Below are 15,169 nucleotides of genomic sequence, written 5' to 3'. Positions count from 1 at the left end.
AACGCTGTCACTCTTTTAAAGAAGATTAACTATAGCGCTATGATTTTAGACCCATCGCATAAGTGGCGACTAATGGCTTGATATTTGGCAATTTATCAAAGGCCAATAGCGCCATATTTCGTGCCAGCTTAATCGCTGGGTTAGGATGCCTAAAGCCATGTACTACCGCATCACAAAAACGAATCACTCGCTTCTGGTCGGTTTGACGTGCTTTCTCATAACGCTTTAATAGCGGTGCATCACCGATATCTGCTCCTTTGAGCACTTGTGCATTTAGCATTTGTGCCAGCACATGCGCATCTCGCATACAGAGATTAAACCCTTGACCAGCGACAGGGTGCAGAGTATGAGCAGCATTACCCATAATGACGCAGCGTCCTTCTACTTGCTTATCCGCTAGTACGCGGGTCAACGGGTAGGCGCCGCGGCGACCAGCAGTAGTAAACTTGCCAGCGCGTTGACCGAAAGCTTGTTGTAGGGTCTGCAAGAAATGTGCGTCGTCTTCTAAGTATCTGGTTTCTTCACCTATTGGGCATACCCACACGACAGAGCGTCTGTAGCCTTGTTGATACTCATCATTGCCATCGCCCTCTGGATCAGTCAGTGGGAGCACGGCAAGTGGGCCAGCTGGACTAAAACGCTCTATCGCTGCATGCTCGTGTGGCGTATCTGTCTCTACTACGCCGACGATGGCCGTTTGCTGATAATCATACGTGGTTGTACCGATATCTAGCAATTGGCGTACTGTAGAGTCGCGTCCATCACAGGCAACTAATACGCTAGCTTGCAGCTCCTGCTCGTTTTCGGCTTCATCGTTATAATTAAAACTAACCGTCACACTATCGGCCTGCTGTTGGACAGACGTCACATTGGCATTATCTATCAAGGTAATTAGTGGCTCTTGCTGTGCGGCTAATAAAAGCTTACGCCCTAGCCAAGCGTTTTCGATGACTTGCCCAAATGACTCGACCTTTTCCTCTGCTTTATTCAGCTGCGCGCGCCCAAAACTACCTTGCTCACTAATCTGTACGGTCTCGATACGGCAGGCATGGCTCTGTAATTCATCCCACAGTCCAATCTCTTGATATATCTGTACCGTGCGCCGCGATAACGCCGTATTGCGACTGTCTAAATAATGGCTGCGAGTACTATCATCCGTTGGACTGATGGTTGGATAGCTGTTTTTTTCTAATAAGGTGCTCGCAATACCGTGATGGGCCAATAGCAATGCAAAAGACAAACCAACATGACCACCACCTGCGATAAGCACTTGCTGGTCGGTTATCGCTTCTTTGTTTTTAGAGACGCTGTCGAAATTTTTAGGTATGTTGTCAGCATTGGATAAATGTGAATCAGTATCTTGCATCGTTATTTTCCTATTATAATCTTTTGGACAAGCAATTTATTAATGATAGATAGCCACTCGTCACTGACTTTATTTTATAATTTTTATCGTGTTACTACTGTTGTTAGATAGCTTACAGCAACCTATGGTATCGCCCATAGATTACCACAAATTGTCTATTATGCCGTGGTCTTAACAGTAGACAAATCGTTTCTCCACTCTCATCGTAAACGAGGTTTATATTCATAAAACTCGAAAATCTTAATCTTATTAAAGCACTATCATACGATGGGTAGCGATGAATTATACGGAACTGATAGCAACATCGAATCAATCTATAGAAAATCTTTGAAACAGTTGCAATCCGCATACAAAAACAGCGTTATCTATCTGATGTATGGCTTGAAATTTAAAAATTCTCTACCATAATGAAGGCAAGACTTTCATTACTTTCATTTATCACCTTCCACAAAAACAACAATAATATCGCCGTCATCTTTATTATCTACAATCTTTGTATCACCTAAACACTGTAACGCCACTAACTATTTTATCTCTGCAACCCGCCACGCAATTAAAACCAAATCATAGCGTCGGGTACACAATAAAAGGATAATCGCTTGACTGATTCCATGAGCCGCCGTATAAAGTTTGAATCATTGACCCCAGCACAGCTGAAAACCGTGCTTGGCGAATACAACAACCACATGAAATATATCCAAGAACGCCTCGATATTAAAATCATGCAGCGCCAAGGCGATTTTTGCCTGAGTGGCGATGTGACCAATGTCGAACGCGGTGAACGTATTATCTACAAAATGGTAGATGAAGCACAGAACACCAAAGACATCAGTGCAGAAGAGCTGCATCTCATCATCCAATCTAGCCTCTCTCGTGATGAAGACATGGAAGAAGACGAACAAGATCACGATGACATGGAATATGATGAAGATTTGGATGAGGCTAGCGAGTTTACGCCCATCAGTTTACGTACACGTAAAGGCCGCATCGTTCCGCGTGGTGGCAACCAACAACGCTATGTAAAAAATGTCCTGAGCTCTGATGTATCGTTTGGTATTGGGCCAGCTGGTACGGGTAAAACGTATCTAGCAGTGGCATGTGCCGTCGATATGCTTGAGCGTAATGAGATTGAGCGTATTTTGCTAGTGCGTCCAGCGGTAGAAGCTGGCGAAAAACTGGGCTTCTTGCCAGGTGATTTGACCCAAAAAATCGATCCGTACTTACGCCCGCTATATGACGCACTCTATGAGATGATAGGCTTTGAGAAAGTCGGTAAAATGATTGAGCGTCAGATTATCGAAGTGGCACCGCTGGCCTATATGCGTGGTCGTACTTTGAATAACTCGTTTGTCATTCTAGATGAAGCGCAAAATACCACGCCTGAACAGATGAAAATGTTTTTGACGCGTTTGGGCTTTGGCTCACGTGCTGTCATCACTGGTGATATTACTCAGGTGGATTTGCCACGTGGTCATAAGTCAGGCTTGGCACAAGCAATGGATATTCTAAAGGATATCGAAGAGATTCATATCACAAAGTTTGATTCAAAAGACGTCGTACGACATCAATTGGTACAACAAATTGTTGAAGCCTATGATGTGTTTGATGAAGAGCAAATGGCTTTAGAAGAAAAACGTAAGTTTGAACGTATTAAAGAACAAGAGCGTAGACAAGCCGTCGCTAATGCAGCAGCAAATCTGTAGTAATTAAGCTAATCATCGAATTACAATCATTTGCTATAAGCGTTTATCTTGCATAAGAAAACCGGATTACTAAAAGTAGTCCGGTTTTTTCTTACCGGTAATTTATTGAATTTAGCTCTTTCGCTACTAGTCGCCTACCAGCAACTTAGCTATAGTAGCCTCTATACATTCTATACATTGGCCTCTATTTATTAGCCAACACTTTAGCGATGAGATAAACAGTGATTGAACTACTTTTATGATAAAAAAACCACTAAGTAAATAACGCAGACGATACAGCCTTAAAAACACATTTATTTATAATAAAAAGGACAGTCACATGAGCAAACCTGACAATACTAATTTTGACGACAAGATCGCTAGCAACCATGCCAGCTTAGCAGCACTTGATATCAGTGCGACCGACAGTATTGATGATGAAATATTAGATACTTTTTATAATCGCGAGCATTTACTATCAGTTATGATGGCGACTTTAGATTATATAGACGGTCGTATTAATAATGGTCTGACCCTACCCTATTTTGCAGATATTGATCCTGAGCTTTGGCAAGAAAAATCTAAAACTCTAGATATATATATTACTGATGGCGTCGAAGGCCGTGCTTTAAATCTAGAAGCACGTGGTAAGGACTATGCGACCAACATTTTGTCTTATCCAAGCGAATTACCTGCTGCCGTCATTGAGCTAATGCCAACATTGCCTCTTGGAGAGTTAATTATCTGTCATGAAGTGATGGTACGTGAAGCGGCTGAACAGGACAAAACCGTGGCGCAGCACATCAGCCATTTGCTAGTGCATGGCGTGCTACACCTACTGGGTTTTGATCACGAGCTCGGACAAGCTGAGCAAGATGAGATGGAGTACTTTGAGATTGAGATTTTGGCAGGCCTAAACCTACCAAACCCTTATGTATAAACTAGCACTGCTCTATTAAACAGTCTTTTAAATATTAGGCAGCTACTCTTTAATCTTTAGTTAATGGTAGTTTTTGCGCTTGACCCATTTGGTTGATCATATGATCTAAGCCTTTAACATGGACACTGCGCTGCGGGAATGGAATCTCAATCTTCTCATCATCTAGAGCTTGCTTGAATTGCTCTAGTAGCTCGCACTGCATCGACCACCAATCGGCATTGGTTGTCCAAACGTTTAGGGTAAGATCTACTGAGTTGTCGCCTAGATTGGTCACTCGCACGATAGGCTCAGGATCAGTGAAAGCCAATGGGTTATTTCTTGCCAGACTTAGCATCACGTCTTTAGCCGTTTTGATATCAGCATCGTAGCCAATACCGACGGTGATATCGACGCGGCGATTGGGTAGCGCTGTATAATTGACCACAGGTGAAGTCGTGATATCGCTATTAGGAATGATGATATCGTGATTGTTAATGGTCGTCAGATGGGTATTAACCAAGGTAATCTCAGTCACCGTACCTGTGTAGCTACTAATCTGTACATAATCACCGCGTACAAACGGGCGAAACGTCACAATCATAATACCAGCGGCAAAATTTGATAGCTGGTCTTTTAGTGACAAACCAACGGCGACAGCGGCACCACCTAAGATCGCGACGACCGAAGTAGTCTGTACACCGACTTTACTAAGTGCAGCTAAAATCACCACGACCAGTAGTACGCCATACAATAGACGACTTAGAAAACTAGCAACTGTCTCGTCCAGATGGCTACGCGTCATCAAGCGATCGGAAAAAGCGACTGCCTTTTTGGCAAGCCAACGTCCAACGATAAATATAAGTATTGCTAAAGCGACTTTAATGACCAGCTCTAGGGCGTTGCTCGTTAAGGTAGCGACATCGACGGTAAAACCTAAAAATTCCATACTGACTCTTTATTTTATAGCTGTGTGTTATGAACTTGAGTATCTTTAATGATAAAAAATAGTGCGTTAAGCGTTATTCTTAACAATTGTGTTTTCAGTAACTTTATTTTCAGTAACTTTTTTCTTAGCACCTGTCTTCTTAGTGCTTGAATACGTTAACCTTAGTACGTTACTTCGACTGTATCACTATAGCGGTAGGTACGTATCAAGCGCAGCTCGACGATATCGCTCATGTCTTCAGTGAATTTACCAAAGGGTGCAGCTTGTCGTACCGACTGCTTGGCCGCTTCATCCAATATCGTAGAGTTTGAGCTTTCAAGCAAACGAATGGCTTTGATATTGCCGTCGTTACTGATGATAACCATAAGCCGTACTTCACCCGTAATACCTTGGGCACGCGCTTGCACAGGATAATGCAAGTTGCCCACTCGCTCGACATGCTCACGAAATGTATTGATATAGTCTGCTGCCGCACCCCGTGTGGTCGAGTTACTATCCATGGTCACGACTTTGGATTTGGTCGCGTAGACCTGCTGACGCTGAGATAGCTGAGCTTCTAAGGTAGCAATCTGCTTACGTAGCCGCTCTTCTTGCGCCATCGCGTCATCTTGCGCTTGCTCGCTGTCATTATCCGACTCTACAGTGGCCTGACGCCAACTCAACGTCGTGCGTAGATAACTCTCTTGATAACGCTGCTGACGCACTTTACGCTGTAAGTTAACGATGTCTTGAGTCTCACTCACTTGCTCAGCAGACATTGCACTTAGCTGATTGTTCTCTTGTCTTAGCTGCTCTTCTATTGTACCGCCGCCTTCTTGTGAAGCGTTGGCAATAAAGTGCGCATCTTCGTTAGGCTTCATGTTATCGGTCAGCACCTTTGCCACATCTTGCATCATAGCAGCTGGGTCTTTTCCCATAGAGAAGCTAATCCCAAAAATAATCAGCACATGAACAGCCACCGCAATAACAATAGCAACAGGCAAACTTATATCGCGCTTGGGCGCTTGCGCCGAAAAATGATAGCTCTGTGAGTCTTTTATATAGGCCACAATGAATCTCAGCTTGTGAGCACATCAGTACAAAGCACTATTTAACAAGTGTTGTAACGATAGGCATGATTTATACTGGCGCTATCATAACATGACATAGAATTATGTCGCCAGTATAAGCACCTAGACGGCATTTTGACATCTGCTATATAGTATTGGTAACCTTAACCACTGATTGAAAAACATGCATTTGACAATCTATAAGACAGACAAAACACTGTCTATACCAAATGAATTGCTATAAAACGCATGTGTTCATTTTGAAGCCACTGTATTTGTTATATACTGCTTTAGCACAATAGAATTAGTAGCATGATACTTTGCAACAATCAGAACTGTGCATCGTCTTAATTAGGCAGAGTAGATAATCAAGCAGCACAATAAGTGCAGATTCACTACGCACTAGTATCAGAGGTCAGTTTTTCGCTTTTGCTACCTATCAGTATAAAAATTACTAATGGTCGTAGATATTCAGAAATTATAGATGATTAGCTTTCGTTTAAATTAATGATAGCCTGCAAAGTTTGTTTAGCCATTTTTACGTCACCGATTGAATGACGCGCCCTATAAGGATAATAAGTTTGAGTGACTTTGATAACGTGAATAATTCAGACAATTTTGATGAGTTCTTCGAGAGTATTGGCTATCGTTTTGACGAGTCATTCGGCAGTGGTTGGGAGCGTATCGCCCAATCGGTTAAAGATATCTATAATAAGACGACGGACAAGTTCGAAGATGAGTTGTCATTGCCAGTGGCACAGACTTACGTTAATGATGCACTACAAAAATTCGTCACCGACAATGTAAAAGCCATTTTAGAGCTACGTGTCGAGATGCATGAGGATTGGTTTCGTTTGTACTGCACTGTCAATGCAGGCGGCATCTATGCTGAGGTAGCAAGTAACTTTCGCTTAGTTCACGTTCAGCTCGATCGCAATGTGCAGCGCTTTGTATTTGGTCAGCAAACTTATACCGATATATTAAATCTGCGCTGCGAATCTTTCGTGAAACGCCAAGGTGTCAAACTTGCGATTTGGTTTTATCATAGCGTCCTCAAAAAAGACCCTTTAGGCTTTATTCTGTCGTACGTCAATATTGCTCGCGCAAAAGACGAAGTGATTTATCTCGATATCCATCGTTGGTTAAAAAACAATAAGAAAATCATGAGTACCTTGCATAAGGTACAGATAAATTATGGCGAGCTAGAAGAAGAGCAAATGATTTTGAAGGCTCAAATCAACTATCGTGATTTACTGGCTGCCAGCAGTAACGAAGATATCATCGGTGATGATGATGATCCTGAATTGATGCAAGGCCCTATTAACCCTGTAGACGATGCGACTGAACCAAGCCAAGAGTAAGTCGCTAATGTTTCATCCCATAAGACAATGTTTTATCCCATAAAAAAACGCTGCAGCTTAGAGGTTATTGGCCTTATAGATGCAGCGTTTTTTTATTAAAGTCGTCAACTACCAGTAGTTCTCTACGGCAATATTACCCTCACCGCGGCGATTCATTACTAGTCCCAGTGTCTTTAATGCCTCTTTGGTATCTTCTACCATATCTGGGTTGCCACATAGCATGACATGCGTAGTATCAATATCTAATGCGATACCCGCGCGCGCTTGCAACGTACCCTCTAGCAGCAGCTTCGGCAGACGCTCTGACAATGCACCATCGACAGGCTCACGAGTAACGATTGGGATAAAGATAAGCTTTGCTGGATTATCAACCAGTGTACCGAAGTCTTCTTGTAGGCTCTCTATTTTCTCAACGTAAGCAAGTTCATCGAGCGTGCGTGCGCTATAAGCCAATACAATGTGCTCGTAATCTTCCCATGTCTTTAAATCTTGTAGCATCGATAAGAACGGTGCTAAGCCAGTCCCTGTTGCTAGCAGCCATAAGTCTTTTGGCAATGGTTTTTGGTAACGTGCTAACGTCAAAAACCCAAATGGCATGGTGTTGAGCAGCAGTTCATCGCCCACTTGTAAATGCTGCAATTGCGAGGTAAATGCACCGTCAGGAATTACGATAGAGAAGAATTCTATCACCTCATCAAAGGGCGAAGAGACAATCGAATACGCGCGAAAAACATCTTCATTCAATGCGGTATCAGAACTCTCGTCACTTGCCTCAGTCTGTTGATAATATTTTAATTGACTAGGATTAACGCCCAAGCGTACAAACTGCCCCGCTGTAAACTTAAAACTATCGGGACGGCTGACGGTAAAGCTAAATAAATTTGGCGTCCATGTGGTTTTACTGAGCACCGTTACTGTTTGAATATTATCACTCATAATTATTCGTCACTTATACTTTATTAAACTGTATTTTTATAAGATACCTTTGATAGGCAAAAGAAAATAAATACCAAAAAGGTAAGCATAAAAAAGATGCGCCAAGCTTATCATAAAGCTGGCGCATCTTGGTTTTTTAACCGTAACAACAGATAGATCGCAGCGACTTATCTGTTGTATTAACTCAGCGACATTACCAAATGCGAGCCAAACTTGCCCACTCAATCATACTATTTGGCAAGATACCAAAGAATAGAATAATCGCCGTCACAGCAATGACCATGATACCACCGGTACGAATACCCCATTGCCCAGACACGTCAAACTCGATGAACTGCTTAGGACGTTTGAACAGCGTGAGTAAAACGCGTAAGTAGTAGAATAGACCAATCGCACTGCCCAAGATAATCATCGCAGCCAAGAACCAGTTGGTGCCTTGTACTGCAGCTAAGATAGCAAATAGCTTAGTGATAAAGCCTGCCGTCAACGGAATACCAGCCAATGACAACATCATGATAGTCATGACAGCGGTCAATAATGGACGACGCCAGAATAGCCCTTGATAATGCGTCAACTCATCAGCTTCACCAGATAAGCGATACGGACTCGACATCAACGTCACTACACCAAAGGCACCGATAGAGGTAAAGGCATAAACCGCCATATACATACTAGAGATACTATCAGCGGCTGAACCAATGCTGACAATCACGATCATCACATAACCCATATGGGCAATAGATGAGTAACCAAGTAGACGTTTCAGGCTAGTTTGACGTACTGCCAACAAGTTACCTACCAAGATAGATAAAGTAGCCATGACCATCAATAGCATTTGCACTGATGGCAATGCTAGCAAAGCAGTATCGATTAAGAAACGCACGGCTAGTGCCATCATCGCCACTTTTGATACGGATGCTAAAAAGGTAGCGATAGGCGCTGGTGCACCTTCGTAAACATCTGGCGTCCACATATGGAAAGGAGCAGCCGAGAGTTTAAAGGCGATACCAAACATCATCATTGCCGCGCCTAATATCAGTAGTGGCGACTCAAAGATATTGCCCAGCACCATGCTGATTGGCTTAAATGCTAGTGAGCCTACTTCTGCATAGATAAAGGCCATACCCATTAGCAATGTCGCTGATGCAGTCGCCGACAATACCAAATACTTCAGTCCCGACTCAAGTGACTGGTTGCGCATATAAGTATAAGCAAGCAAACCATATAACGGTACTGACAGCATCTCCAAGCTCATAAAGAATGACGCCATATGCTGCGCGCTTACCATGAGTAATGCACCAATGGTCGATAGCAGCATGAGCAAATACAGCTCTTCTTTGTTATCTTTGAGATTGGCCAGATACGCATAAGACAGCGTACAACAAGCCAAAGCACAGATAAAAATCACCACCATATTAAATTGAGCAAAGTTATCTATAACAAATAACTGCTCAGCGTTTGGCGCGATAGACCCGCTGTCAATCACACCGATCATCTGCCCGATAAGGGTAAATAGACCAACATTCAAGCCTGCCACCGTAATCGTACCAGTGACCATGTGCGAGCGTTTAAAGGTAATCGCGATCATAACCGTCAGTACCGTAATCACTACGGCGATAATCGGCGCGTAAGGCAACAATCCTATCAAATCATTCATCGTAATATCATTCATGACTTAACGTGCCTCCATTACATCAAGCAGCTGCGACGCATCTACCTGTGTCACTTGACTGTATATATATGCGTTATTGATCCACTGCATTGCGTGACTTGAGGTATCAAGGAACGGCTGTGGGTACAGTCCGAGCCATACCAAACCAGCAGCTAACATCAGTAGTAATGACAGCTCGCGCTTGCCCAAATCTTTTAGTTTACGTGCAGGTAAGCCATGTGACTTAGTTTCTCGCTCTGCCAATGCAGCGATGTTGTTTTCACCAAATAGTGCGCGATGAATCAAAATCAGCGAATAAAGACCTGCTAATACCAAACTGAATGTCGCAAAAACCACAAACACTGGATACTGAGCAAATGAGCCAAATAAAATCATGAACTCACCAATGAAGTTACCCGTACCAGGAATACCTAGCAGCGCGGCACAGAAGAACATCAATATCGGTGCGTAATAGCGGAACTGTCCCCACATACCACCCATTAAGGTCAAATCGCGTGTATGCAGACGCTCATATAGCTGTCCTGCCATAATGAATAGTGCAGCTGAACTTAAACCATGAGCAAGCATCTGAATCATCAGACCTTGCAAGCTGAGCAATGTTCCAGCATAAATTGCTAGTACCACAAAACCCATATGCGAGATACTGGTATAGGCCAGCAAACGCTTCATGTCGGTCTGCATAAACGCAAGCCATGCACCGTAGAAGATACCAATCGTACCTAGGGTAATTGCTATCGGTGCAAACTCTTGTGAGGCTGCTGGAAATAGCGGCAACACAAAACGAATCAAACCATATGCAGCAGTTTTAATTAGTACACCTGCCAAATCCACCGAACCTGCCGTTGGTGCCTGCGCATGCGCATCTGGCAACCAGCCGTGGAAAGGAATGATTGGTAACTTCACCGCAAAGCCAATGAAGAAGCACAGCATGATTGGATATTCCCAGCCGCCAAGTGACGTACCGAGCAGGTCATTATAGTTAAAGCTCACTACCCCTTTTTGGGCATAGCTGATAATGACCAATACCAAAATACCGATGAGCATGATAAGCCCAGACGCTTGGGTATAGATAAAGAACTTAGTTGCGGCATACTCTTTGGTTTTGCCAACCACATCATGACCCCAAATGGCGATCAAGAAGTAGATAGGAACCAGCATCATCTCCCAAAAGAAGAAGAATAAGAATAGGTCAATCGCTAAGAAAACACCAATAACGCCGCCCAAACTCCATAGCAAGTTTAAATGGAAGAAACCAACACGGCGCTGAATCTCATTCCACGAACAAGCAACAGCTGCCACACCAAGCAAACCTGTTAGAGCCACCATCATCAGTGACAAACCATCTAGTGCTAAGTGAAAGCTAATACCGAAACTTGGTATCCATGGCACACTAAATTCAGCGACCCAAGGCACGGCAGCATCTGGTGCAATGACCTGCTTACTCATACCGCTAAAATTACCTTGCTGCCAAAGTACCAACGACAAAGCAAAAGTCAACATCATACCGATCAAGGCAATCCAGCGCGGCAGACGTTTATTAAATCGCTCTACTACCCAGCATAGCAATCCTGCAATAAAAGGAATTGCAATTAATGCTGGTAGCATCCACGTTTGTTGTAACTCAATCATCTTTTATACCACCGTCATCATTACCAGCACCAGCAATACAGCCATACCCAAGCCAAAGCTTGTGGCATAACCTCGAAGAGACCCTGTTTGTGTCGCAGACAATACTTTATTACCTGCTGAGGCCAGCTTAGGCAAGACGAGCCACGCTTTATCGATAGGGTCGGCTTTTAATAAGCGGCCGATGAATAAAAAGGGTTTTACAAAAATTACATCATATAGCGCGTCGAAACCTAGGCCATGATAGCACCAGTGATATAGCGCCCCACCAATACGTGAGCGCTTAAAGCTAGTGAGCAAGCGACCTTTATTAACCACATACAACAGTGCTGCCAATATCAAACCTGCTGCCATGGCACCCATCGCGATATACTCTGCGGTGTGCTTAGCATGTGCTTGACCAGCGACTTCTAATAGATGGCCAACGCTCTCTGGCAATACACCATCTAGTGGTGGCGTAATCCAAGCACCAACGGCTGTAGATAACACTAGCAATACAGTTAAAGGTAACCAATACGACACCCCTGATAGCTTATGAGCATGGGTTTTCTCTTCACCAAAGAAGATAATCCAAATCATACGGAACGTATAAATCGCCGTTAAGAATGCACCAAATACACCCATATAAAATAGTACTAAGTGTCCAGTCGCATAGGTCTCCCAAAGAATTGCTTCTTTAGAATAGAAACCAACGGTAACCCAAGGTATCGCAGCGAGTGCACCGCCACCGATGATATAACACCAAAATACCAATGGTATCTTTTTGCGCAGACCACCCATTTTAAAGATATCTTGCTCGTGATGTACCGCAAGGATAACCGCACCTGATGATAAGAACAGTAATGCTTTAAAGAAAGCATGGGTCATCAAGTGGAAGATAGCCCCTTGCCATGCGCCCACGCCAAGTGCTAGGAACATATAACCAATCTGACTCATGGTTGAATAAGCAAGGATACGTTTGATGTCTGTTTGCGCAAGCGCACAGAATCCAGCAACGACCAACGTCAAAGCCCCGACGCCGCCAACCCAATACAATAAGATACCTGGGGTCAGCTCAAACAAAGGATGTAAACGAGCAATCAGATAAACACCTGCAGTCACCATCGTCGCGGCATGAATCAATGCCGATACCGGTGTCGGGCCTGCCATCGCATCAGCAAGCCATGTATGTAGTGGCAACTGCGCTGACTTACCCATCGCGCCGCCGACCAACATCATCGTGGTAAGCATCATCGTTGGGTTATTAACATCGAACACTTCTGGCGCGCGCGTAATAATCTCTTGAATATTAAGCGTACCGAATTCGCGGAATAATAAAAACAAACCGAAGGCTAAGAACACATCACCGACACGAGTAACGGTAAAGGCTTTCATCGCGGCACGGCCGTTGGCTCTGTCGTGATAATAATAACCAATCAATAGGTACGAACAGATACCCACGCCTTCCCAACCGAGATATAGCAAGAACAAATCATCTGCGAGCACCAATAACAACATACTGGCAACGAACAAGTTCATATAGCTAAAGAAACGAGCAAAGCCAGTATCGCCTTTCATGTACCAAGAAGCAAATAGATGAATCAAAAAGCCGATGCCAGTGATAACGCCGGTCATAGTCAGTGCTAAGCCATCAAAGCTCAAGCCAAAATGCGGCGCAAAGTCGCCCACTTGGAACCATGTCCACAGCGGAACCTGTACGACCGTTCCGGCAGGATTGGTGGTCAAAAAGGTATAGCTAACCACTAGCGTACATAGTGCTGATAACAGCATGCTACCCACGCCAACAATCGCTGCGACCGTCTCTGATAATTTGTCGCGCATGAAGGCTAAAATCAAAAAGCCAATGAGCGGGAATATAAAGGTTAATGGTAATAAACTCATGACATCATCCTTTCATCTCATTGGCGCTATCGACATCGAGATGCCCACGCTGATGATAAAAACGCAATAATATTGCCAGACCAATTGACGCTTCAGCCGCGGCCAAGGTCAAAATAAAGATAAACATAATCTGTCCGTCTGGATCGACCCAGCGACTACCTGCTACTACAAATGCTAATGCTGCCGCATTCATCATGATTTCAAGACTCATTAGCATGAATAGGAAGTTACGTCGTACCATGACGCCGCACAGACCGATAGCAAATAAAATACCTGCCAAAATCAGTCCATGGCTCATGGGTATCATACCCAGTACATTTTGCGCCTCAGCAACTGGCTGTACTAAGCCTGCCACCTCGTGGGCAAACGGCACGTTTGACACATCTTGTGCCACGCTTGCTGCTAGTACCATTAGTCTGACTCCTTGCGCGTAACTTTGTTCGCACCTACTTGACTACCTGCTGTCATGCCTACCTTCATACCTACATAGTCATGCGGGTCAACATCTTTATATTCGTAAGGCTTAGCCATTTCTACGCCGTCATGCTGTGTAAGCGTACTATCATTGTCGTATTGTTTGATACTACCTACACTTGGCTTGAAATTTTGGCTATCGTTACCGATGACCTCATCGTCGACTGTCTCTTTACCTAAATGATAAGCGGCGACCAAGGCTGCCAATAATAGCAATGCTGCCACTTCAACCAGCATAATGTATTTGGTAAATAGCACTGTACCGACTGCTTTGGCAGAGATAGTCGTGCCACCCATCATGACAGCTTCATCGTGATTGAGACCAATCATCGCATAGAGCACAACGGCAATGATTATCGTCAATCCTGTCGGTATCGCCCAAGTGCCGGCATCAAGCCAACGCTCTTCGCGCTCGTCATTGCTCATGCCCAAATTAAGCATCATGATAACGAAAACAAATAGCACCATAATGGCACCAGCATAGACAACAATCTCTAGCGCACCCGCAAACGGCGCTCCTAATACAAAAAATATCCCAGCAATTGCTAGCAACGATACAATCATCGATAAGATAGCATGCACTGGATTGGCCTGAGTCACTACGCGCAGACTGGCAAATATCGCCACTGCTGCCAGTGAATAAAACCCAGCCAGTTCAGGATGGTTCAAAATATTCATCATGGTAGCAAGCTCCTTAGATCAATTGGTGCAGACTCATTTTGTGCTGCGCCTTTTGGTTTATCTGCTACCGCCATACCTGTCACACGATAATAGTTATAATCAGGGTATTTACCTGGTCCTGAAATGAGCAAATGCTCTTTTTCATAGACCAAATCTTGGCGCTTATATTCACCCAGTTCAAAATCTGGGGTCATTTGAATCGCTGTCGTTGGACAGGCCTCTTCACACAAACCGCAAAAGATACAGCGTGAGAAGTTAATACGGAAAAACTCTGGATACCAGCGTCCATCTTCACGCTCGGCTTTTTGTAATGAGATACACCCTACCGGACATGCCACCGCACACAAATTACAAGCGACACAGCGCTCGTCTCCATCAGGATCACGCGTTAGGACAATACGTCCACGAAAACGCGGCGGTACAGGTACCGGCTCTTCAGGATAAAGGATGGTGTCACGCGGTCTGAGCGCATGACTATTGACCATCCACATGCTGCGGACAATGGTAAATATACCAATGACGGTCTTTTTTATGGTAGTAAACATGGGATTATTATCCTTATCAGCTTTACCCTAG

At 44.0% G+C, this 15,169-nt stretch carries 13 protein-coding genes; 3 read left to right on the top strand and 10 right to left on the bottom strand.

Annotation, left to right across the window (positions count from 1 at the left end; translation table 11 throughout):
- Positions 1-37: 37 nt before the first annotated feature.
- Positions 38-1,366 (bottom strand): UbiH/UbiF/VisC/COQ6 family ubiquinone biosynthesis hydroxylase, encoded by a 1,329-nt coding sequence (locus JMX91_RS03150; RefSeq protein ID WP_201547629.1) that lies wholly within the window; start codon positions 1,364-1,366, stop codon positions 38-40.
- Between the two features lie 599 nt (positions 1,367-1,965).
- Between JMX91_RS03150 and JMX91_RS03145 the strand changes: the two genes are divergently transcribed.
- Positions 1,966-3,069, top strand: a complete 1,104-nt coding sequence (locus JMX91_RS03145) for a PhoH family protein (RefSeq protein ID WP_201547628.1) — start codon at positions 1,966-1,968, stop codon at positions 3,067-3,069.
- A gap of 319 nt (positions 3,070-3,388) precedes the next feature.
- Positions 3,389-3,988: an rRNA maturation RNase YbeY gene (ybeY, locus tag JMX91_RS03140; protein WP_201547627.1), complete on the top strand. Its 600-nt coding sequence runs from the start codon at positions 3,389-3,391 to the stop codon at positions 3,986-3,988.
- 49 nt (positions 3,989-4,037) lie between these two features.
- On the opposite strand, the gene JMX91_RS03135 is transcribed toward ybeY, so the two are convergent.
- Together JMX91_RS03135 and JMX91_RS03130 are read right to left on the bottom strand one after the other, a co-directional pair.
- The gene (locus JMX91_RS03135) at positions 4,038-4,913 is read right to left on the bottom strand and encodes a mechanosensitive ion channel family protein (protein WP_101206253.1); all 876 of its coding nucleotides are present in this window, start codon (positions 4,911-4,913) and stop codon (positions 4,038-4,040) included.
- Between the two features lie 161 nt (positions 4,914-5,074).
- Positions 5,075-5,962 carry a TonB family protein gene (locus JMX91_RS03130; RefSeq protein ID WP_201547626.1) on the bottom strand — a complete coding sequence of 296 codons (888 nt, stop codon included), beginning with the start codon at positions 5,960-5,962 and terminating at the stop codon, positions 5,075-5,077.
- Between the two features lie 581 nt (positions 5,963-6,543).
- Between JMX91_RS03130 and JMX91_RS03125 the strand changes: the two genes are divergently transcribed.
- Positions 6,544-7,323: a hypothetical protein gene (locus tag JMX91_RS03125; protein ID WP_227679246.1), complete on the top strand. Its 780-nt coding sequence runs from the start codon at positions 6,544-6,546 to the stop codon at positions 7,321-7,323.
- A gap of 108 nt (positions 7,324-7,431) precedes the next feature.
- On the opposite strand, the gene JMX91_RS03120 is transcribed toward JMX91_RS03125, so the two are convergent.
- The 7 genes from JMX91_RS03120 to nuoI form a co-directional block, all read right to left on the bottom strand.
- Positions 7,432-8,259, bottom strand: a complete 828-nt coding sequence (locus tag JMX91_RS03120) for a ferredoxin--NADP reductase (RefSeq protein WP_201547624.1) — start codon at positions 8,257-8,259, stop codon at positions 7,432-7,434.
- A 193-nt stretch (positions 8,260-8,452) separates the two neighbouring features.
- Complete coding sequence (locus tag JMX91_RS03115; protein ID WP_201547623.1) at positions 8,453-9,931, bottom strand: NADH-quinone oxidoreductase subunit N; 1,479 nt, start codon at positions 9,929-9,931, stop codon at positions 8,453-8,455.
- A gap of 3 nt (positions 9,932-9,934) precedes the next feature.
- A complete protein-coding gene (gene nuoM / locus JMX91_RS03110; protein WP_201547622.1) occupies positions 9,935-11,560 on the bottom strand; it encodes an NADH-quinone oxidoreductase subunit M in 1,626 nt (541 codons plus the stop codon).
- Between the two features lie 3 nt (positions 11,561-11,563).
- Positions 11,564-13,438 carry an NADH-quinone oxidoreductase subunit L gene (gene nuoL, locus JMX91_RS03105; RefSeq protein ID WP_201547621.1) on the bottom strand — a complete coding sequence of 625 codons (1,875 nt, stop codon included), beginning with the start codon at positions 13,436-13,438 and terminating at the stop codon, positions 11,564-11,566.
- A gap of 4 nt (positions 13,439-13,442) precedes the next feature.
- Entirely contained in the window at positions 13,443-13,751 is a 309-nt protein-coding gene (gene nuoK / locus JMX91_RS03100) for an NADH-quinone oxidoreductase subunit NuoK (protein ID WP_025653102.1), read from the bottom strand.
- Between the two features lie 98 nt (positions 13,752-13,849).
- Positions 13,850-14,593, bottom strand: a complete 744-nt coding sequence (gene nuoJ, locus JMX91_RS03095) for an NADH-quinone oxidoreductase subunit J (RefSeq protein ID WP_201547620.1) — start codon at positions 14,591-14,593, stop codon at positions 13,850-13,852.
- Positions 14,590-15,138, bottom strand: a complete 549-nt coding sequence (gene nuoI, locus JMX91_RS03090) for an NADH-quinone oxidoreductase subunit NuoI (RefSeq protein WP_010198902.1) — start codon at positions 15,136-15,138, stop codon at positions 14,590-14,592. Before nuoI ends, nuoJ begins: the two co-directional genes overlap by 4 nt.
- Positions 15,139-15,169: the final 31 nt, after the last annotated feature.

It is taken from the genome of Psychrobacter sp. Pi2-1 (assembly GCF_904846645.1).
In the GTDB taxonomy this organism is placed as follows: domain Bacteria; phylum Pseudomonadota; class Gammaproteobacteria; order Pseudomonadales; family Moraxellaceae; genus Psychrobacter.
Note: the sequence above shows the minus strand (reverse complement) of the source record. Positions and strands in the feature narration are given on the sequence as shown.